Raw genomic sequence first — 21,448 nt, forward strand, 5'->3', positions numbered from 1 at the left:
TAATATTTGAACCGATAATTTATCGCCAACGCATTTACAGCGTGAAAGACGAAGGAGATTAACGGGTGCGCGGGCACACTTCGCCTTCACCGAAGAAAAAGGCGATTTCGCGCTGCGCGGATTCCAGCGAATCCGAACCGTGGGTGCCGTTTTCAGTTAAGCTATCAGCGTAGTCGGCGCGCAGCGTACCCGCCAACGCGTTCGCCGGATTGGTGGCGCCAAGCAGATCGCGATGACGCTGTACCGCATTTTCACTTTCCAGCACGGATACCACGATAGGGCCAGAGGTCATGAACTCCACCAGACCGTCAAAGAACGGCTTGCCGTCGTGCTCAGCATAGAAGCCGCGCGCCTGCTCAACGGTCAGGTGCAGCATTTTAGTGCCAACAATTTTGAACCCTGCAGCTTCAAAGCGCGCAAAGATGCTGCCAATAACGTTTTTTGCCACCGCGTTGGGTTTAATGATGGAAAAAGTCCGTTCAATAGCCATGTTTACCTCTGAAATATGTTCTGTGGTTATGTCAGGCGCGGATTATAAAGAGCATCCCATCAATTGCCTATGGATGCAGGTAACATTTTTTTAAAATAAAATGAGCATTAGCAACAAAAGTTAAAGGCGCACAGCAAACTCAGGGGACTGACACAGCACGCAGTGCATGTGTTCAGGCGTGAGAGCATGGAAAGTACGTTTGCAGCTTTCGCAGGTGAGCGTATGCACCGCACTATGCCGCGTTGACGCGGGTTCCACGTCAAAACGCAGCCGCAGCGCCTGATGCGGACATACCGCCGCACAGCCGCCGCATCCCGTACAACGCGCCGCCGCTATCGTCAGGGTATTGTCGTCAAACTGGATAACGTTCTCCGGGCAGCTTCGCCAGCAGGCGCCGCACATCCTGCACTCTTGCGGACTGATTTCGGGTACGCATTCGCTGAACGCGGAAAACGCCTGTCTGAGACGCCGTTTCCCCGGCTCGACGGCGCACGGGGTAATGGCGTCGCGCGGAACATGAAACAGAGTGCGCCGCGAGGCGTTAATCTCCGCGCCGACAACGTGTTTGAAAGACCAGCCCGGCTCGCCGTAGCGGCGCAGCGCTAAATTTAGCCTCGCCAGCGCCATCAGCCACTGCGCCGATCGCTCCACCGCAATATCAATAAAGCGAATACCGTACTGGCTGTGCCAGAGAAGCAGTTCATCGACCGTTGGCGCCTGTAGCGAAAACGGCCCCACCAACGTATCCCCCTGCAAAAAGCGTTTAACCGGTTTGATACCGGTAATGGCGTCAACAGGACAGACAAACAGACAGTCGCCACAGGCTATGCAGCGCGTCGTATCTATGCTGACCTGCCCCTGCGCCAGCGAAAACGCCTGCGCCGGACAAACATCAGCGCAAGCGCGGCAGGAAGAAAAACGAAAGCGACGACGGACGCAGGCCTGCGTCACGTCTACCGCCGGATCGATCGTCAGGTTAACCATCAGCCAATACTAAAGAAGACGTAGCGCAGCATAATCTCGCCGAGAAGCAGCAATACGCTGCCCGCCACCAGAGTCCCTCTGGCGTTTCGCAGACCGCCTGCGGCAAAGCAGAGCATTCCCGCCGCTGAGACACACCAGCCGAGAAGATAGACGTCGCGCAACTGCGCCAGCGCCTGTAGCGGATGATGCGGGAAAGTGACGACCGTCGTATCCACCGCATTAATATCCGCCAGCCATAGCGGCTGCATGATCAGGCGAATCAGCACCATCAGTGCGACCACCACCACAGCGCAGCGCATTGCGGCGCCAGCGTTGCGCAGATAAGCCAGCGCAATGACTACCGAGCCGATAATGCCTGACGTGCCAAAGAACAGCGCCAGCGTGTTGCTATGCTGCCAGGTCGCCACCGAGGCATGGATATAAACCTGCGCCATGCAGAATACATCCACCAGCCCAAACGCTGCCGCCAGCGCCAGCAGCGGCTGCCAGCCTGGCTTTCGGAAAAACAGCAGCACAATCCCTAGCCCCAGCGCCGCCAGATAAAGGCTGGCAAAGACGATTTCGCGACTCAGCCACGAACTGGCGACATGACGTAACGCATTTAGCGCATTCAGGGGATAGCCCATGTGCAGCGCTGAAGCAAGCAGCCCTACGCAGGCCAGTACAAACGCCCCCGCCATCGCGGGAAGCGCGCCGTGTGCAGGCACCCGTCCCTCTACGGCGTACTGGCGGCCCAACGCCAGCCACAGAGTCACGCCCACGGACCCTTGCAAACAGAGCGTAAAAATCAGCAGCGGTAACTCATGCATGGCGTTTACCCTCTTTTTCTGCGCCCTGATGCGCTTTGACAACCAGATTAGGTTTGGTTATTGATGAATCTGGCAGCCCGTTAACGTCGCATACGCTACCGTACTTCGCGCGCAGTTCATCAATCGGGCCAAACTTGATGGCCTCAAGCGGACAGGTCGCGACACAGACGGGCGATTCACCTTTCGCCAGTAAATCAACGCACATGTCGCACTTAGACATTTGGCCGGTCTGCTCGTTAAGCTGTGGCGCGCCATAAGGGCAGGACCAGGCGCAATAGCCACAGCCGACGCATTTGTCGGTATCAACGCGCACAATGCCGTCGCCCGGGCGTTTATGCATAGCGGTAGTCGGGCAATTTTTGGTGCAGACAGGGTCCGCACAGTGGTTGCAGGAAATAGAAAGCGTATAAGCAAATACGTTATTGCTGACCCCGCCCTGCCCGGTCGGGATGAAACTTCCGCCCTTGACTTCATAGACGCGGCGGAAACGACGGCCTACTTCCAGATTGTTTTTGTCTTTGCAGGCCACCTGGCAGGCTTTACAACCGGAGCAGCGTGAGGAGTCGATGAAAAACCCCAGTTGTTTATCGCTCACCGGCGGGTAATGTGTAAACTGACTCATGCTTTAGCCACCTCCACCAGCATGGTTTGATGTGAATTTCCCTTCGCCAGGGCGGTAATACGGGCCGAGCTGAGGACGTTCGCACAGCCGCCTTTATCAATACCGTTCTCATCCGGCTGCCACCAGGCGCCGGCCTGCATCGCGACAACGCCGGGAATAATGCGCGGCGTCACTTCCGCCGGGATTTCGCAAATTCCGCGTGAGTTATGAATGCGCACCATATCGCCATGCGTAATGCCGCGCTTTTGCGCATCCTGCGGGTTGATCCACAATGTCTGCTGCTGCACTTCAATCAGCCACGGGTTAGCGTATTGCGTTGAGTTGGCGCGGTTTTTTCCTTTCCACGTAATTAACTGGAGCGGAAAATCTTTCGCCAGCGCATCCTCCGGGCCTTCATGCGCGGGAACGTAGTGCGACAACGCCGGGATTTCCGGATGCTGCATGTCGTACAGACGCTTCGAGAAGATCTCTATTTTCCCTGACGGCGTCGGGAACGGATGATTTTCCGGATCGCGAATATTGTCTTCAAAGGCGATAAATGGCGCGCTTTTGAACAGATGCTGACGGGTCTTTTGCAGCGTGGCGAAATCCGGCAGATTTTCGTCCGGCATCGCCAGGCGCGTCTGTTCCCAGATGTGTTCAATCCACGCTTTCTCATCGCGCCCCTGGCTAAATTCATTCTCAATGCCTAATTTCGCCGCCACCTCACGTAGCCAGTCGTAGTCGGAGCGACGCTCAAATTCAGGCTCGATCAGTTTTTCAGAGAGTATCAGGTAGCTTGCCGTGCCCCAGGTTTCACCGATGTTCCAGCGTTCCATAAAGCTGGTTTCCGGCAGCAGTAGATCAGCGTATTTCGCGCTCGGCGTCATAAACAGATCGCTGGCGACAATAAACTGGATCTTTGATTCATCCTCCAGTACGCGTACCGCCAGGTGCAGATCGGGGTTCTGATTCGCCAGATAGTTCCCGGCCAGCGAGAACAGAATACGGATGTTACTGTCCAGCTTATCGGCATCTTTCAGCCCCATATCCGGCGTCACTTTGCTGGCGTCGTCTGCGGCCTGCACCCAGTTCATCACCGAAATTTTGGCTTTTACCGGGTTATCCGGCATCTCCGGACCCGCGGCGAATTTACGGTTAGCGCAGCCGCCGTAACCCGCAGCCCAACCGCCTTTGATGCCGACATTACCGGTAATGGTCGCCAGTAGAGTCGAACCGCGCGCGGTGCGCTCGCCGCAGTTGTGGCGCTGTGGTCCCCACCCCTGAATCAACGCGGCGGGTTTGGTATTCGCGTAATCACGCGCTAACTGGCGAATGGTTTGCGCCGGCACATGGGTGATCTTTTCCGCCCACTCGGGGGACTTAACGACACCGTCTTTGGCGCCGGTCAGATACGCCACCAGCGATTCGTTAGCCGGTACGCCTTCCGGCATTGAGTCTTCATCAAAACCGATAGCGTAACGCGCAATAAATGCGCGATCGTGCAGATTCTCGCTGATGATGACGTACATCATCGCGTCCATCAGCGCATTGTCGGTGGTGGGCAGCAGCGGGATCCACTGATCCGCCAGCGACGAAACGGTGTCGGAATAGCGCGGATCAACCACGATAAACCGCGTACCGTTCTGCTTCATCTTCTGCAAGAAATAGTTGGTATGACCAAAAATGGTCTCCGTCGGGTTATGGCCCCACAGAATCACCAGTTTGGTGTCCAAAAGCGTATCCAGTGAACTGCCGCTGGCGGCAATGCCGTAAGTATAAGGCGTCGCGGCCGCCGTGTTGCCCATACTCACAGAATGGTAGCTTTCGAGATATCCGCCGGTCAGATTCAACAGGCGACGTGCCATTTTATCGCCGGAAAAGGTGCCGCCGGAAACGGCGGTACCAACATGAACATAGCGCGAAGCCGGGCCATATTTTTCAGTAATCGATTTTAAATTATCGGCGATTAAGGTTGTCGCTTCATCCCAGGAAATTCGCTCAAATTTTCCTTCACCGCGTTTTCCTACGCGCTTCATGGGATATTTAAGTCTGTCAGGATGATAAACAAATTTACGGTATGCGCGTCCACGAACACAGGCACGCATCACCGGCATTTGCGCATCCAGCGCATTATCCGGTCGCGTTGAAATTCGCGTCACGATACCGTCACTAACATGCGCCCGAATATCGCATTTGCCCCCGCAGTCAAAAGTGCTGCATGTCTGAACGACTTTTTCCGCAGGCCTGTTTTCAGTTGCCGTCACAGCGCGCGCCTGAGCGGTAGCTGGCGAGGAGACAAACGGTAACGCAATAAGCGCGGAGCTGGCCTGGATAAAGTGGCGGCGAGAAATAGCGGGCTGTTCGCCATTTCCCTGGCTTTTTATATTTTTCATGATCCGACTCGTCAAATAAAAACCCATTCTCACGTTTTTATGCGCTGGTTCTCTTGATATTTATCAAGCTCCCTCATTAAGGGTAATTCCGGAAAAATTAATAATTCTCATTAACTTTAAATTAAATGAAATTCATAATTTATTCTGAAGAGTTGTTAACGTATTAATTCAAAATTAACCGCTGCAACCTGACCGGACTCATCCATTACGACAAGTTGATAACGTCCAGCGATATTGAGTAATAAAGAAAGGCGATTATTTTCGCCATTAACAGGTTCGCCATTTAAAAACCACCAGCGACGCCCTTTACCGCCGGTAGTCGAGACGGGCAGCGTAACGTTTTCCTGGCCTGGCAATTGCCTGATCACCGCGCCATCCCTCACTCCTGACAGCATTAACGGCGCGGCATCATTGCCCTGTAGCGGCGGACAGTGGTCGGACGCCGCGGGCAAGCGGGCGCTACGTCTTTCCGCAGGCGGCAGCCACGGCTCCAGCGGCCGCGGCCAGACGATAAACGTATGCGCACGCGCCTGCGGACAGTCGGCAGCGACACGCCGCCCCGTATCATCCAGCCAGACCGGGAAACGAATACCGTTGATGTCTTCCTGCTCAGGTAACAGCAGCGTGGGCGGCTGGCTGTCATCGAGAAGCCATGTCGCCAGTCGGCGGCGACAGTTGCTGTCTCCGGCAGGCAGAGTCTGTCCGCCCGGCCAGCAAATGACGCCGCGGCTTACCGTCTGCGGACGCGGATCTTCCGGCAGGCGTCCCGTATGCGCCAGTAACAGATTATTGACTTGGTTAAGCAATGGCACCGCGCTGGCAAAACCAAATTGCCCCACCACAGGCGTGCCGTCGGGTCTGCCTGTCCAGATGCCGATGATATAGCGCGCGTTAACGCCAATAGCCCACGCATCGCGATAGCCGTAGCTGGTGCCGGTTTTCCACGCCAACGGCACAATGCGCGGCAGCGCGTTATCCGGCAAGGGTTGCGCTTCATCCGCCATAATCCGTCGAATGATCCACGCCGCTCCCGGCGACATTAATGGTCTTTCCGACAGCGGATCGTCCGGCTGTAACCGTAATTTCGCCGCTTTCCCATGACGAGCGAATGCGCTGTATGCCGCCGCCATCTCGTCAAGCCGCGCGCCCGCGCCGCCCAGAATCAGCGAAAGATTGGGCGCCGCGCCAGCAGGCAAATATAGCGGCAGGCCGACGTTACGCAGTTTTGCCGCAAATCGTTTCGGCCCATAGGCTTCAAGCACCTGAACGGCAGGCAGATTCAGCGAGCGTACCAGCGCGTCGCTCATGCTGACCGGGCCGTGAAATCCGCTGTCGAAGTTTCCCGGGCGGTAATCTCCGGTACGGCGCGGAACGTCCTGTAATAATGATGCGGGATGGATCAAGCCGTCATCCAGCGCCAGACCGTACACAAAGGGTTTGAGTACCGATCCCGGCGATCGGATCGCCGTTACCATGTCGACATGACCAAAACGGCTGTCGTCATTAAGGTCTACCGATCCTACCCAGCCGCGCACGCTCATATTGGTATGATCGACAACGATCATCGCCAACGAACTGCGTGCAGGCAGCCGCCCTTTCCATGCCCGCGCCAGATCTTCCAGTTGCCGCTGCAATCCGGCGTCCAGCGTGGTCACAATTTTGTCGTTCTGGCTTTTACTCAACATCATTCGGGCAAAAAGCGGCGCCAGTTGCGGCATTTGACGCGGCGCCAGCCAGACCGGCTCTTCACGCGACTCGCGTACCGTTTCGGCAGGCCAGACGCCCTGCTCCGCCATCCGATCCAGCACTTTATTCCGTGCCGCTTCGGCTCTCGCAGGCCATCGGTCGGGGCGTAACCGACTCGGCGCCTGCGGCAATACGGCCAGCAGCGCCGCGTCAGCGTAGCTCAGGCGCGCGGGCGGCTTGCCGAAGTAGGCCCAGCTTGCAGCGCCAATACCCTGTAGCGTGCCGCCGAACGGCGCGCGGTTCAGGTACAGCGTCAGGATATCGCGCTTGGACAAATGCCATTCAAGCTGGAGGGCGCGCCAAAGCTGGCGGATTTTACCGCCAAACGTGCGCGAATGCGGGTCCAGCAGTCTCGCCACCTGCATAGTCAGCGTACTGCCGCCGGAAATAACGCGCCCGGCGGTAAGATCCTGCCATGCCGCGCGCGCGACGGAGAAAGGGTTAACGCCAGGGTGCCGCCAGAACCAGCGATCTTCGTAATTGATTAAGGCCTCCAGGTAGCGGGGAGAGACCTCTTCAATCGTCACCGGATAACGCCAGATCCCCCCGGCGTCGGCAAAGCGCCACAGCGGCGTACCGTCATGGGCTACCACGACCCGCGCAGGATGGACCTCATTGAGCGGCAGCGGCCAAAGTTTATCCGCCGCCCATAACGCCAGAAGAATAAAAAGCGGCGCGCCCGCCAGCCACAGCCAGCGGCCACGTTTACCACGCCAACCGTTCATTTAAGGCGTCACAATCAGCAACCCCTCGCTCGCGCCGGTTGCCCGCCACTGAGGCGCGTACATCGATTCCACCTGCGGTTGCGCAAGCTGGTACGTCCCCGGCGTTACCGCGCGCGCCAGGTAGACCAGCGTCACGGGCTGGCCCTCATTGACAACGACGGCAGCCACAAACCGATCGTCGCGGAATTCCATATACTGAATATCCGCCTGCTGCATCTGATTAAGCAGATTTTGCACTTCGCTACCGCTCTCCGGCAGGCTGGCGCTGCTGTCAGCCAGATTCTGGTTTTCCAGCTCCAGCCCGGCCGGGAGCAGGTCCACCACCAGCGCATCCGGCACATTGCGATCGGCCACTACCGTTAACCAGACCAGCACCAGTTCGCCGCTACGCAACGAGGACAGCGATTTGCGCTGACCATCGGTCCCCAGTATTTGTCGTTCAATCTGCAAAACGTTGCTGGCAGGCTCAGGCGCAGATGAGGGATAGCCGCTGCTATCCAGACGCAGCCATAGCGGCTGGCTACCGGTGTTCGTCACCTCAAGGGCGGCTAGCTGGTCAGCATCCAGATTACGGGTCAACGCCTTGTCGCCCGACAGCGGCTGCGCCTCTAACGAGGTCTGCGCCTGCCAGGCGCCCGCGCTGGCCTGTCGCGAATGCGCGGCGAGGAACAAGGCATTGTTCTCCTGTGTAGAGAGCCAGCGCTGACCGAAGGCCTGCTCAGAAAGCGAGCTTAATAGCGCGTTTTGCGCGTCCGGTCTGAGGTTGTTCTCTTCCAGTAGCGACAACATCAGAGCGTTATCGCGCAGAGAACTGCCGTAATCCGCTATCCATTGCCGTTCGTCCTGACGCGGCGTATTCAGAGCCAGCGTAATGGCCTCTTCGCCGCGTCTGGCATCACCCATCGTGTTTAACGCGATGCCCAATTGCATCAGCGGCAGCCCTGAAGCCGCCTGACTACGGCGCTCCCAGATTTCGCGCAGCGCGCCGAGCGGCGCTTTCTGCTGACGCGCCAGTACCAGCGCGGCGTAAGCCTGAGCGGCAAAAGTACTGGCCTGGGTATTATCGCTATAACGAATCAGCATCGTGCCGGGATCCTGCAGATAGCGCAGCAGTCGCTCATTGCCCCGGTTAATGGCCTCCGGCGGGACGCTATATCCCTGCTCGCCCGCGCGAATGAGGAAATCCATTGCGTAGGCCGTTAGCCAGGGCTCTTCCGCCCCATTTTCATCCCATAGCGCAAAACCGCCGTTATCACGCTGCATCTGTAGTATCCGGGAGATGCCGATATCCACCGCGGCGCGCCGTTTTTCATCGCTATCGCCGGTAATACCGAGCGACTGCAATTGAGCGGCATTGGTATACAGCGCCGGGAATAACCCGCTGGTGGTTTGTTCCAGGCACCCGTACGGATATGCTTTCAGCTCGCGAATGTAGCGCGCCAGATTGAGCGGCGGTTTTCCGCTTAACAGCAGTTGTCCCTGTAACGTGGCTGGCGAGACGTTTGCCAGATGCTGCTCTGGTACATGCCAGCTCTCTCCCGGCGCCAGCGCAATGCCGCTATTTACCGTTTGGGCAGGCCAGGCCGGACGCACGCCGATTTGCCACTGCTTATGCTGCGCGTCGAGGGTTTCTCCCGGCAGATTCAGACCGCTAATGGTCGCCTGGATTTCGCCTTCGCCAAAACCTTCCAGCGCGCGTACCGGAACGAATAAGGTAGTGCGCACGCCCGGCGCCAGGTTGACCGGTTGCGGCTGCTGGCTAAGCAGTTCCAGTAACCCACTGGCGGCGAGCGCAATATTCAGCGTCTGCGGGCGGTCGGTCAGATTGGTGACGTCCAGCACCAGTCGCGAAACATCCCCTCCCGCCAGAAAACGCGGCATATTCAGCTCGGCAATCACTGGCGCGGCGACAACGACTTTGCTTTCGCCGCGACCAAAATCGTCCGCTGTCCATGCCTGCGCCATAACCCGCAGTTCGCCGTTAAAGTCGCCAATCGGCAGCGTTACGACCCCTTCGCCCTGCTCATTGAGCGTGATCGGCTGCGCCTGCTGCGCGATGATATTGACATGGTTTACCGGCGGTTTTCCGCCGCGCTTAAGGTCGTCGCCATCGCCGCCAAAACGCAACGCCGCCAGCCGCCCCTGCCCTTCAATGACCTGGCCGTAAATATCGTAGATATCCGCACCGTAGCGTTTTTGACCGAAGAACGCCTGCCACGGGTCCGGCGTCGCGTAATCGGTGATATTCAATACGCCGCTATCGACCGCGGAAACCAGCACGTTGATCTGTTTTGGCATTTCGCCGTGTTTAACGCTGGCTTTCACCCTGACGGTGAGCGGCTGATTCGGGCGCATTTTAGCCGGGCTTTCCAGCGCCAGATCGAGGCGGCGGTTTTCATCCCCCAGCGGTAGGTGTAGTAACCCCACGGCGCGTTTTGGCGTCGCGGAACGAGATTTATCGCCGGGACGCACCACCAGCGTACTGAGATAGAGATCGTGGCGATTCCAGGTTTTATCCACCGGAATCGTGAGCTCCAGACCTTGTGCCGGCACATCGATCGCCTGCCACCACAGCGGACCGTCGCTGGACTCCACCATCGCATAACCTTTACCAGCGACCGGCGCGGCGATATGCAATTTCATGGTATCGCCTGGACGATAACTCGCTTTATCCAGTTTGAGGGTGACGCGATCCGGACGCGCCGCGCCGCTACCGTCGCTGTTATCCTGCCAGCTATAGCCGGCCCAGAAACGAACGCTGCTGACCGTCTCATTCGGCGCTTTGACCTCCAGACGGTACGCGCCCCATTCCACCGGGAAGCTGACTTTTCCGGTTTCATCCGCGTTCAGATCCAGCGTCTGCTCGCCCTCCACCAGATCTTTTTGATCAAACTGCGACTGCCAGCCTTCGCTTTCCGACCAGTTCCAGTAATAGTCGCGACGCTCGCGAATGAGCCGCACCTGTAAACCGGACACCGCTTTTTTCTCGCCCTGCGCGTTGGCGTAAACAATATCGAATGCGGCGTTGCTGTCTTCGTCGACAATCGGTTGATTAACGGTGGTATCCGTACGGTAGTCGTATACCGCTTTGGCGGCGAACTGTGGACGAATTCCCGGTAACGTATCGGCAGGCCAAATCGCCTGCTCTACGCGACGAGTGACCGGACGACCGCCAGACTCCAGCAGGCTGGCCTGTAGAATTACCTGCAGCGGCGAATGCGCTTCTTGCCACTGGCTGGCAGCACTCACTTCACCACGTCCGCCTTTATCCAACGTCAGTTGAACTTCGTCCAGGCTGCGCGAAAGATTCTCTTCGGCAATATTGCCGAACTGGAAGCCAGGCAACGCCGCGACAGCGTCGCGCAGCGGACGCAGGAAAAGTTGCCCTTGCAGGGTATTGCCGTTAGCAGGCGCGCCATACAAGTAATAGCCGACAACGGAGAATTTCACCTCATCCGCAGGCGCCAGCGGTGTTTTTTGCGCCGTCAGGTTGAGCGCCATCCGCTCCGGCATAAAGTCTTCCACGTGGAAATCCCAACTCCGCAGCAAATTATCGCCGGTGTTGGCGCGGACATGCCACAAGCCGGTCGGCGCGTTGATATCCAGCGGATAATTCAAACGGTATAGCCCGTTTTCCGGCTGGCTGACGACGGTACGCATCACCTGTCCGTCTGGTTTTACCACTTCCAGCTTAACGGGTTGATCGGGCAGCGTTTTACCGTCGCTATCGCGCAGTAATCCGTTGAGGATAACCGTTTCGCCTGGTCGGTAGAGATCGCGCGGGCCGAACATAAAGAACTGCTTGCTGTAGCCGGGCGCGCCAGCGACATTAAATTCCGACAGATCCAGAGCCGGAAGCGTGAGATCGAGCAGCGTGGTCTGCTCCTCTTTACGCGCCAGTAATAGCGCCGCCGCTTTATCAGCTTCCAGTTGCACATGTCCCTGCGCGTCGCTCGTCGCCTGCGCCAGCGTCTGACCTTTATCATTCAGAAGAACGATCTCAATTCCCGACTGCGCCGCGCCGTTTTCCAGGCTTTGCGTAAAGATATCCAGCCGATTATGGTAACGGTGCGCGGACACGCCGATATCGCTAAGGGTAAACAACGTAGCGGCATTACTATAGTTGTAGTGTCCAGCCTGATTCATTACCGCCACATATACGCCCGCCTGTTGCAGCGGCTTAATATCGCTTAATGGCAGCAGCAGTTTCTCACGCGTATTGCGCGCCGGATTAAGATCAAAACGACCGGTATAAACCAGATCCGCCATTTTCAGCAGATGGTCGGACTCCCAGTTAGAGAGAGAACTACGGTACTCCCACTGGCTGACAAATGACGCCAACGATCCGGGCTTAACGCGGAAAAAGTTCACATCAACGTGGTTGACGTTAAGCGCCATGACCGGCAGTCCTTCCGCGATTTTCCCCGGTAGCAGCGATCCCCGGCTGGCAAAGCCGACGCTGGGCTGGACATCACGCGTGGTAATCGTTTTTTCATAAGACTTGCCGAAGGTGGCGTTATTCAGCGCTTTAACGGCGGGATCAACCGTGACCACCAGCACGCGCTCAGGTTCCAGATGACGTAACCTTAGCTCTTTTAAATTTGGCGCCAGCTCCCATGCGCCGTCAACGCTGCCGCTTTTCTTATCAACCACGTGAACCACACGGGAGAAATCCTGTTCAGGATCTAAAGGAATTGAAAACGTCAGCACCAGCGTCGCCGCGCCGTCAAGCTGCGCTTCGGAGGCGTCTAATAGCGTGAGCGCTTTGCCCTGGCTTTGCTGCGCCAGCTTTTGTAGCTGTGCCGGGTCTTGCGCGGGCGAGGGCTGCGCTACGGCTGGCGCTTCGCTTTTAGTCGTCGGGGCGGTTTTATCGTTGTTATCGCATCCCGCCAGCGCCAGCATGATCATGCAGGCCACCACGCGTAAATGTTTCATCTTTCATCCCTGGCCTTAACGGCCTGTCAGCAACGGTTGATGAGATATTATGCGCGAGAAATTTTATTGTGTAAGTCCGTATTACTGTGATGATGCGAAAATTTTACGCAGAAATGTGGTTTCGCCAGCCAAAACAGCCTCTTCTACTTGTCCCTTTTCGGGAAACGTCCGACAATTTGACCATAATCAGGTAACAATGGAGATGCCCATGACCACCGCCTTTTTTGTCGCCGCCGACTGGCTTGCCGAACATATTGATGATCCGGAAATACAGATTCTTGACGCCCGTATGGTGCCGCCAGGACAGGAACATCGTGATATGGCGGGCGAATATCGCGCCGGACATATTCCCGGCGCGCTGTTTTTTGATATTGAAGCGCTTTCCGATCGCGCATCGCCGTTGCCGCATATGATGCCGCGCCCGGAAGCGTTTGCGGTGGCCATGCGTGAACTGGGTGTTCGCCAGGATAAACACCTGGTCATATACGATGAAGGCAATCTGTTCTCCGCTCCGCGGGCGTGGTGGATGCTGCGCACGTTCGGTGCCGAGAAAGTGTCCATTCTGGCGGGCGGACTGGCGGGCTGGCAGCGCGACGAATGGCTATTGCGCGAAGGCGAGGAAGCGCATGAAGGAGGCGAGTTTGAGGCGAAATTCACGCCGCAAGCCGTGGTGCGTCTCACTGACGTATTGCTGGCAAGCCATGAAAAAACCGCGCAAATCGTTGACGCGCGTCCGGCGGCGCGTTTTAACGCTCAGGCTGATGAACCGCGTCCGGGACTGAGGCGCGGACACATTCCTGGCGCGCTAAACGTCCCGTGGACGGAACTGGTGTATGAGGGCGAATTAAAGACCACTGACGAACTGAATGAGGTTTTTTTCAGCCACGGCGTGAGTTTCGACAGACCGATTATCGCCAGTTGCGGTTCCGGTGTGACGGCCGCGGTCGTGGTGCTGGCGCTCGCCACGCTGGATGTGCCTGACGTCACGCTTTACGACGGCGCGTGGAGCGAATGGGGCGCGCGTACCGATTTACCGGTTGAACCCGCTTAATATCTGCCATGCCGGATGGCGCTCACGCTTATCCGGCCTACCGTTCAGGCTGATGTAAAACGATCTACAGACATTATTTTTATTCAGCTGTTTTCCACTGTCCTGCAAACGGGCATTATTTTCTCTTAATAAAATCCTATTTTTTATCGGTAAATACTTTACGCCGGGTATAAGGAGTATCATCACCGCTGTTTTGGTTTTCACCGGAAAATAACTCCTGTAAATATAATTTTTAAGGATGGAAAATGGATATTTCACTCGCTAATTTAATTGAGTTGGTTAAAAAGGTTAACCGTAATAAGGTACCTACTCCTATGTCTGCCGAGGAAATAAGTCGTCTGCGAGTGCGTAAGTATCGCGATCCGCAAAATACGGAAACCACTGAGTTACCAGAAAGCCTGAAGGCGCTACTGGCCTACGACCGCGATCTACTTAGCAATTATAATATGCCTGTGATTGAAACATTACAAAGATCTATTGATAAAGAGGGAGTAATACATTCTTACTCTCCTGATGAAGAGGCGTATTACGGCGCTGGCATGGATAGCTCAGGTATTGATATTGAAGATCTGATGCCTGTCTGGAGTAACGATCCCCGTCTTCCGGCATTAATTCGTATCGATCATGTCGGCGATCAGGCCATTTTTATCTATATCACAGAACGGGATGCCAACGGCGAATACCCTATTGCCCGCATGGAACGTAATGAATTCTGGCTGGCGGAGTCTTCTCTGGTGGAATATCTCTATAATATTATTTCGGGCGCTAAAGACATTGGCTTTACCGAAGAGGATTTACATCTTCCGCAATGGAAGGCACAGCAAAAAATGAATGAACAACGCGATGCCGCTTTACTTGACCTGGAGGATTATCATGAGGCGTTTTGGGCAAAACTGGACGCGCTCGTCGATTAATCGACATGATGTCGGGTGGCGCTCACGCTTATCCGGCCTACCGTTCAGGCTGATTTAAAACGAATCTACATAAATACTGTTTAAGCAGGCCACAAAAAAACCGCTCAGTTGAGCGGTTTTTTTGTGCTGGTCCGGTTCGCGGCCTTTCCAGCAGGCTTTGTTGCCATAGCAACGCAGGCACACCGTAGGGGATTAATACTCCCTTTTAAGGGAGCAAATGTCAATATAATTTATCAGGAAACTATTCAACATTTGAGGTATTATCTTTCCCGGCCCTTTCCGCCATCTCGCAAACGGGCGCTGGCTTCAGGAGAGGATAACCGATGGCCGTAAGCGCAGGCACACCGTAGTGCCTGCTATCACGGCATTATCGCCAGCGGTGCTGCCGTGATGCGGTCTTCGCAAGGACCGCAACATGAAGGTACGATACTTTTGTGTCGTGCTTCTTGTTTCTGGCACGTTGTGTCTTCACGCAGACAGAAGCCACCCAGGTAGCTCTGTTCCCGTAACGCTCAACGTCCAGAGCAGGTAAGCCAGGAGGCCGCCCTGTTGGGCGGCTTTCTTTTCTTCAGATGATGCGGTTCTGTTTAAAATCGCGCAGGAACCCGCCCCAGCGGCGCTCGTAGAACGGCGCGATATGCTCGGTGATAAAGTGGCTGATACCCTGCTCGCCCTTCCTCACCTGACAAATATCGATCGGTTCGTCACCCGGTAACGTGTCGGTCGCCACATTGCCCGCTGCGTGAATGATCTCTTCAATTTCGCCGTCAGCCTCAATGCCAATCAGCAGATTGGGTTGGGCGTCCGCATGTTCTTTAATCGCGCAGAGAAATGCGCGTTTCACCGGTTTGATGGTTTTAAACAGCGTAGTGAGGGAATCAATCATCTGCGACGGCGGCTCGGCCACTTCGGATAAAATAAGCGACTCGCCGCCTTCCAGCACTTCCTGCGTACTTAATGGGCTGCCTTCCTCAGCGAGAAGCAGGCTGATTTCACGCGGCATAAACTCTTTGCCGGTCGGCAATTTAGCGTTGAGGAATAGCGTTTCGCCAAGCGTCATTTCAAACAGCGTGCGCGCCGGCATCACCACAAATGCCTGTTCGTCTTCCACGGCCTGCTGCAGCGCCTCCAGAGAAGTAAAGAAGGGAATGACGGTCGTGCCGTCTTCTTTTTCCCAGTGCTGCAAATCCAGAGCGCTGTCTTCCACAATCGCCTCGCCTTCGGCAGCGCTGCCCGGCACCCAGACGGTGGACTCCAGTAAGGTACGGAAAAATGCCGGACGATGCGCGGGCTCAGTCGCCGCTTTCTCCAGCAAGATTTCTAATTCATTTTTAGTTTCGGACATAGGAATCACAAATTATGTATATGGGTTGTAGGCCTGATAAGACGCACGGCGTCGCCATCAGGCAAAATGCCGGGTGGCGCTTCGCTTACCCGGCCTACAAAAACACCGTTCAGGCGGTCAGCAGATTCGCGATGGTGCGCACACCCAGACCGGTTGCCCCGGCAGCCCACTGCTCAACCGGCGCTTTGCGATAAGTGGCGGAACAGTCAATGTGCAGCCAGCCTTCGCGGTAATTTTCAACAAAGTGCGACAGAAAACCTGCGGCGGTGCTTGCCCCGGCGGGATAAGCCGCGCTGCCGGTGTTGTTCAGTTCCGCAAAGTTAGACGGCAGCTGGTTACGGTGGAACTCCGCCAGCGGCAGACGCCAGAACGGTTCATTTTCTTGCGCCGCGCTGGTCAACAAGCGCCCCGCCAGCGTATCGTCAAAACTGAATAGCGCATGGTAGTCGTTACCCAGCGCTGTTTTCGCCGCGCCGGTTAACGTCGCCATATCAATGATTAGCTGCGGGTGTTGCGCGCTGGCGTCAATCAGGCCATCCGCCAGTACCAGTCGCCCCTCCGCATCGGTATTCATGACTTCGACATTCTTACCATTACGGTAGCGAATAATATCGCCCAGTTTAAACGCATTGCCGCTGATCAGATTATCGGCGCAGCACAGGAACAGTTTTACGCGTTTATTCAACCCACGGGTAATGGCGAACGCCAGCGCGCCCGTTACTGTCGCCGCGCCGCCCATATCGGATTTCATTGAGTCCATAAAAGCGCTTTGTTTGATACTGTAGCCGCCGGAGTCAAAGGTGATACCTTTACCGACCAGGCAGGCATAAACCGGCGCATCTTTGTCTCCCGTCGGGTTGTAATCCAGCGCCAGCAGCACCGGCGGACGCTCAGAACCACGGCCTACGGTATGCAACCCCATATAGTTCTGCTCGCGCAGATCTTCGCCTTTGGTGATACGGTAAGTGACGCTATCGCACGCGACGCTGCACAGCAGATCCACTGCGCGCTGCGCCAGTTGCTCCGGCCCAAGCTCTTCCGCCGGAGCATTAATGGTGTCGCGCACCCAGTCAATAATGGTCAGGCGGTTATCCAGTTCCTGACGTTGGGCATCGTCTAAATCCGGCCACATTACGGTACGGACGCCTTTTGGTCCTTTGTAACCCGCCCAGAATGCCCAACAACGCTCGATATCCCATCCCTCGCCTGTCAGCGCGACCTGTTTTATTCCCAGGCCGTCGATTTTACGCGCCGCACGCTGGATCAATCCCAGATCGTCTTTACCGTTAAGATGCAAGGTAATACCGTCGTTATTAATACTGTAAGTGGCTTTATCGCCCCAGCGCGCATCGGCAGGCTGCGTGGAAAGCGTAATTTTCATGGCTTCTGTCATTGTTATTTTCCTTATTAGCAAACGGGCCGCCGTAGGGCAGCCCGTTAGATCTTTTGCTAAATGATTCGCGTTGCAGGAAGGCGGCAAGTGAGCGAATCCCCGGGAGCATAGCAAACTATGTGACTGGGGTGAGCGAACGTAGCCAACGCACCTGCGGCGAGGATCATGACGCAAAAATTACTCTGCTTCATCCAACCAGACTAGCAGAATCGCCTCCAGAATTTTTTCATTGGATGCGTTAGGGTCGTCGTCAAAATCGTCCAGTTCGCAGATCCACTGATGCAGATCGGTGAAACGAACGGTTTTAGGATCGACATCAGGATATGCGTCGTATAACGCTTCGCCGATCTCGCGGCTATCGGTCCACTTGAGTCCCATACTACCCTCTGTTAATGCTCACGCGCATGGTTGATTGTGTAACGTGGAATTTCGATAACCAGATCGTCGTCGGTAACGCGGGCCTGGCAGCTCAGTCGACTTTCCGGCTCCAGCCCCCACGCTTTATCCAGCATATCGTCTTCTTCTTCCGAACTTTCCGGCAAGGAGTCGAAGCCTTCACGTACAATACAGTGACAGGTGGTGCAGGCGCACGATTTCTCACAGGCGTGTTCAATCTCGATGCCGTTGCGCAGCGCTACGTCAAGAATGGTTTCACCGGTCTCAGCTTCCAGAACTGCGCCATCCGGACAAAGATCCTGATGAGGCAGAATAACAATCTTCGGCATGTTAAACCTCGTCTACGGAATGGCCTTTCAACGCGCGACGAACCGACTGGTCCATGCGGCGAGCGGCAAATTCCTGGGTTTGTTTATCTACGTTTTTAATGGCTTGTTCTATGGCGTCAACATCATCGCCTTGTGCGACCGCGCTTAAATGTGCGGCGGCATCATCAATGCATTGACGTTCTGCGGCGCTTAACAGCGCGGCGTCGGCAGTTAGCGCGCCGGTCAAACTTTCCAGCACGCGCGCGGCTTCGACTTTTTGCTCCGCCAGCATACGCGCTTTCACGTCCTGCTCGGCAAAACTCATGGAATCCTTGATCATCGAGGCGATTTCGCCATCGGTCAGGCCATAGGAAGGTTTGACCTGAATGGAGGCCTCGACGCCGGTGGATTTTTCCATTGCGGTGACGCTCAACAGGCCATCGGCGTCTACCTGGAAGGTCACGCGAATATGCGCCCCGCCCGCCGGCAGCGGCGGAATCCCGCGCAGCGCAAAGCGCGCCAGCGAACGGCAGTCCTGCACCAGTTCGCGTTCGCCCTGCATCACATGGATAGACATCGCGGTCTGGCCGTCTTTGAAGGTGGTGAAATCCTGCGCGCGCGCCACCGGGATAGTGGTGTTGCGCGGAATGACTTTTTCCACCAGGCCGCCCATCGTCTCCAACCCAAGAGAGAGTGGAATCACGTCCAGCAGCAGCATTTCGCTGTCCGGCTTGTTGCCGACCAGAATATCGGCCTGAATCGCTGCGCCGATAGCGACCACTTTATCCGGGTCGATAGCGGTTAACGGCGTGCGGCCAAAAAATTCGCCCACCCGCTCACGCACCAGCGGTACACGGGTCGAACCGCCGACCATGACCACTTCCAGAACGTCCTGGGGCTCAACGCCGGCATCTTTCAATGCGCGACGGCAGGCCAATAGCGTGCGCTTAACCAGCGCGGAAATGAGATCGTTAAATTGCTCGCGAGTGATCTCCCCCTGCCAGCCCGCAACGTTAACGCGAACGGTATCGGCATCGCTTAAGGCGATTTTCGCCGCAATCGCGGCATCCAGCAGTTCGCGCTGAACGCGATTGTCGCTACGATCGGCAATTCCCGCCTGCTCACGAATATAGTCCGCCAGCAGATGGTCAAAGTCGTCGCCGCCGAGCGCAGAATCACCGCCCGTCGCCAGCACTTCAAACACCCCGCGGCTCAGGCGTAAAATAGAGATATCGAAGGTACCGCCGCCGAGATCGTAAACAGCAATAACGCCTTCTTTGCCTGAGTCCAGACCGTAGGCAATCGCCGCCGCCGTCGGTTCGTTGAGCAGGCGCAGCACATGCAGGCCTGCCAGCCGCGCGGCGTCTTTCGTTCCCTGACGTTGGGCATCATCGAAATAGGCGGGAACGGTAATCACCACGCCATCCAGCTCGCCGGAGAGCGATTCGCTAGCCCGCGCGGCCAGCGCTTTGAGAATATCAGCCGATACGCGCACCGGATTGAGCAATCCAGCCGCCGTGTCAATCATCGGCAGCCCATTAACGCTTGCCTTAAACCGGTAAGGCAGATGCGGATAGCGCGTCTGGATATCCGCCAGCGAGCGTCCCATCATGCGTTTCACAGAGCTGATAGTGTTGGCCGTATCCTGCGCGGCATTGTCACGCGCAGCGTAACCGACCGTATGGCCCTGCTGCTGATAGTGAACCACTGAAGGCAACAGGTGGCGCCCTTCGTGGTCAGGCAGAGTTTCCGCCTGGCCGCTGCGAACCGTCGCAACCAGAGAGTTGGTAGTGCCTAAGTCGATGCCCGCCGCCAGACGACGCTGATGCGGCGCGGCGCTCAGACCAGGCTCACTAATTTGTAATAAGGCCATGTTAGATTCCAGTTAAAAATCGAGCAGCTTTTCTTCGAGTTGTTCTGCGCTGCTTCGCAGTTTATCGAGAAACCGCAGTTTGCGCACCGTATCCGCCGCCGCGTCCCACGCGGCGTTGTCCAACTGTTCCACCATTTGCTGAAGACGAGCATCAAACATCTTTTGTACGCGTTTGATGAAGCTTTCCAGCCGCACGTCGTCTTTTGATTGTTCGATATCGTCCAGCTCTTCGCGAAGCGTGAGTTGTTCCATCAGAAACGCGGTGTCGCGTACCGTATGTTGCTCGCTGGCCAGATCGAACCCGTGTAAGGAAAGCAGATACTCCGCGCGCGTCAAAGGGTGACGCAGCGTTTGCCAGGCCTGGTTGATCGTGGCGGATTGCTGGACGGCGGCAAGCTGCTGCGCCTGAGTGCCGTTGGCAAATTTGTCAGGGTGATACTGGCGTTGCAGATCCTGAAAACGAAGGCTCAGCGCCTGGGTGTCAATCTGATAACGGGCTGGTAAGCCAAAGAGGGTGAAGTAATCCATAACATTCTCAGGGATAGCCTGTCAGAACAAACCCCACACGCAGGCGACCACGGTGGGGTTATACCTTCTTACTTCGCGCCGCAGATGCGTTGTCTGCGCGGGTTCCCCCAGTCATTTACTCAAGTAAGCGCCTGGGGATTCACTCGCTTGCCGCTTTTCTACAGCACGAATGCTCGGTATAACAGCGGAACACGGTTACACGTGGAAGCTTTCGCCGCAACCACACTCATCTTTCACATTCGGGTTGGAGAATTTAAACCCTTCGTTCAGACCTTCTTTTACGAAGTCCAGCTGTGTACCGTCCAGAAATTGCAGGCTCTTGCCGTCAACCACTACCTTAACGCCTTTGTCTTCAAACACGGTGTCTTCCGCCGTTGGCTCGTCAACAGATTCCAGTACATAAGCCATACCTGAGCAGCCGGAGGTTCTCACGCCCAGACGCAGACCAAACCCTTTACCACGGTTGGCCAGGAAGGTATTAACTCGCGCTGCTGCACTGTCGCTAAGTGTAATCGACATAACAAAACCTCAATGTTAACGTTCTATTTTATTTCGCTTCGCGTTTGCTTTTGTAATCCGCAATAGCGGCTTTAATCGCGTCTTCCGCCAGAATAGAGCAGTGAATTTTCACCGGCGGCAGTTCCAGTTCGTCTGCAATGTCGGTGTTTTTAATCGCCTGCGCTTCGTCCAGGGATTTCCCTTTCACCCACTCCGTTACCAGAGAACTGGAGGCGATAGCGGAACCGCAGCCGTAAGTCTTGAAGCGCGCGTCTTCAATGATACCTTCATCGTTAACTTTAATCTGCAACTTCATGACGTCGCCGCAGGCCGGCGCGCCAACCATGCCGCTTCCCACGTTATCGTCGTTGTTGTCAAACGACCCTACGTTACGCGGGTTCTCATAGTGATCGATTACTTTTTCGCTGTAAGCCATTATAAATTCTCCTGATTCCG

The 21,448-nt window shown here is 56.0% G+C and carries 19 protein-coding genes; 3 read left to right on the forward strand and 16 right to left on the reverse strand.

Translation table 11 applies throughout. From position 1 onward, the window contains the following. Window positions 1-58 precede the first annotated feature (58 nt). The 7 genes from ndk to ACLJRS_RS21210 all read right to left on the reverse strand — a co-directional run bounded on the left by ndk (window position 59) and on the right by ACLJRS_RS21210 (window position 12,686). A complete protein-coding gene (gene ndk / locus ACLJRS_RS21180) occupies window positions 59-490 on the reverse strand; it encodes a nucleoside-diphosphate kinase (RefSeq protein WP_000963846.1) in 432 nt (143 codons plus the stop codon). Between the two features lie 120 nt (window positions 491-610). Further along, window positions 611-1,474 (reverse strand): 4Fe-4S dicluster domain-containing protein, encoded by an 864-nt coding sequence (locus ACLJRS_RS21185; protein WP_410957897.1) that lies wholly within the window; start codon window positions 1,472-1,474, stop codon window positions 611-613. Then, window positions 1,474-2,283, reverse strand: a complete 810-nt coding sequence (locus ACLJRS_RS21190; protein ID WP_000544874.1) for a dimethyl sulfoxide reductase anchor subunit family protein — start codon at window positions 2,281-2,283, stop codon at window positions 1,474-1,476. The genes ACLJRS_RS21185 and ACLJRS_RS21190 overlap by 1 nt, the downstream gene beginning before the upstream one ends. Continuing rightward, window positions 2,276-2,905 (reverse strand): DMSO/selenate family reductase complex B subunit, encoded by a 630-nt coding sequence (locus tag ACLJRS_RS21195; protein ID WP_000077440.1) that lies wholly within the window; start codon window positions 2,903-2,905, stop codon window positions 2,276-2,278. Before ACLJRS_RS21195 ends, ACLJRS_RS21190 begins: the two co-directional genes overlap by 8 nt. Continuing rightward, entirely contained in the window at window positions 2,902-5,280 is a 2,379-nt protein-coding gene (locus ACLJRS_RS21200; RefSeq protein WP_001670153.1) for a DmsA/YnfE/YnfF family dimethyl sulfoxide reductase, read from the reverse strand. Before ACLJRS_RS21200 ends, ACLJRS_RS21195 begins: the two co-directional genes overlap by 4 nt. A 155-nt stretch (window positions 5,281-5,435) precedes the next feature. After that, a complete protein-coding gene (gene pbpC / locus ACLJRS_RS21205; RefSeq protein ID WP_001014774.1) occupies window positions 5,436-7,751 on the reverse strand; it encodes a peptidoglycan glycosyltransferase PbpC in 2,316 nt (771 codons plus the stop codon). Continuing rightward, complete coding sequence (locus ACLJRS_RS21210; RefSeq protein WP_000681853.1) at window positions 7,752-12,686, reverse strand: alpha-2-macroglobulin family protein; 4,935 nt, start codon at window positions 12,684-12,686, stop codon at window positions 7,752-7,754. A 208-nt stretch (window positions 12,687-12,894) separates the two neighbouring features. Between ACLJRS_RS21210 and sseA the strand changes: the two genes are divergently transcribed. After that, entirely contained in the window at window positions 12,895-13,737 is an 843-nt protein-coding gene (gene sseA / locus ACLJRS_RS21215; RefSeq protein WP_000205255.1) for a 3-mercaptopyruvate sulfurtransferase, read from the forward strand. On the opposite strand, the gene ACLJRS_RS21220 is transcribed toward sseA, so the two are convergent. After that, the gene (locus ACLJRS_RS21220; protein ID WP_024131533.1) at window positions 13,717-13,941 is read right to left on the reverse strand and encodes a hypothetical protein; all 225 of its coding nucleotides are present in this window, start codon (window positions 13,939-13,941) and stop codon (window positions 13,717-13,719) included. The two genes, sseA and ACLJRS_RS21220, sit on opposite strands and share 21 nt — an antisense overlap. A gap of 41 nt (window positions 13,942-13,982) precedes the next feature. On the opposite strand from ACLJRS_RS21220, the gene ACLJRS_RS21225 reads away from it, so the two are divergent. Continuing rightward, window positions 13,983-14,651 carry a DUF5066 family protein gene (locus ACLJRS_RS21225; protein WP_000355302.1) on the forward strand — a complete coding sequence of 223 codons (669 nt, stop codon included), beginning with the start codon at window positions 13,983-13,985 and terminating at the stop codon, window positions 14,649-14,651. Between the two features lie 415 nt (window positions 14,652-15,066). Beyond that, window positions 15,067-15,183 (forward strand): small toxic inner membrane protein TimP, encoded by a 117-nt coding sequence (timP, locus tag ACLJRS_RS21230; RefSeq protein WP_350028759.1) that lies wholly within the window; start codon window positions 15,067-15,069, stop codon window positions 15,181-15,183. A 36-nt stretch (window positions 15,184-15,219) separates the two neighbouring features. Here the strand turns inward: timP and sseB are convergent, their stop codons facing one another. From sseB to iscU, 8 genes are all read right to left on the reverse strand, one after another. Further along, window positions 15,220-15,996, reverse strand: coding sequence for an enhanced serine sensitivity protein SseB (sseB, locus tag ACLJRS_RS21235; protein WP_001533245.1), 777 nt, complete (start codon window positions 15,994-15,996; stop codon window positions 15,220-15,222). A gap of 109 nt (window positions 15,997-16,105) precedes the next feature. Continuing rightward, complete coding sequence (gene pepB / locus ACLJRS_RS21240; protein WP_000133536.1) at window positions 16,106-17,389, reverse strand: aminopeptidase PepB; 1,284 nt, start codon at window positions 17,387-17,389, stop codon at window positions 16,106-16,108. Window positions 17,390-17,566: 177 nt separating this feature from the next. Further along, window positions 17,567-17,767: a Fe-S cluster assembly protein IscX gene (iscX, locus tag ACLJRS_RS21245; RefSeq protein WP_000523621.1), complete on the reverse strand. Its 201-nt coding sequence runs from the start codon at window positions 17,765-17,767 to the stop codon at window positions 17,567-17,569. An 11-nt stretch (window positions 17,768-17,778) separates the two neighbouring features. After that, window positions 17,779-18,114: an ISC system 2Fe-2S type ferredoxin gene (fdx, locus tag ACLJRS_RS21250; protein WP_001124466.1), complete on the reverse strand. Its 336-nt coding sequence runs from the start codon at window positions 18,112-18,114 to the stop codon at window positions 17,779-17,781. Between the two features lies 1 nt (window position 18,115). Continuing rightward, the gene (gene hscA, locus ACLJRS_RS21255) at window positions 18,116-19,966 is read right to left on the reverse strand and encodes a Fe-S protein assembly chaperone HscA (RefSeq protein WP_001196669.1); all 1,851 of its coding nucleotides are present in this window, start codon (window positions 19,964-19,966) and stop codon (window positions 18,116-18,118) included. Window positions 19,967-19,978: 12 nt separating this feature from the next. Continuing rightward, the gene (gene hscB, locus ACLJRS_RS21260) at window positions 19,979-20,494 is read right to left on the reverse strand and encodes a co-chaperone HscB (protein ID WP_000384398.1); all 516 of its coding nucleotides are present in this window, start codon (window positions 20,492-20,494) and stop codon (window positions 19,979-19,981) included. A 195-nt stretch (window positions 20,495-20,689) separates the two neighbouring features. Beyond that, window positions 20,690-21,013 (reverse strand): iron-sulfur cluster assembly protein IscA, encoded by a 324-nt coding sequence (iscA, locus tag ACLJRS_RS21265; protein ID WP_410957898.1) that lies wholly within the window; start codon window positions 21,011-21,013, stop codon window positions 20,690-20,692. Between the two features lie 28 nt (window positions 21,014-21,041). Further along, window positions 21,042-21,428, reverse strand: a complete 387-nt coding sequence (gene iscU, locus ACLJRS_RS21270) for a Fe-S cluster assembly scaffold IscU (RefSeq protein WP_000331704.1) — start codon at window positions 21,426-21,428, stop codon at window positions 21,042-21,044. Between the last annotated feature and the right edge of the window lie 20 nt (window positions 21,429-21,448).

Source organism: Salmonella sp. SAL00670, assembly GCF_046552235.1.
Taxonomy (GTDB): Bacteria; Pseudomonadota; Gammaproteobacteria; order Enterobacterales; family Enterobacteriaceae; genus Salmonella; species Salmonella enterica.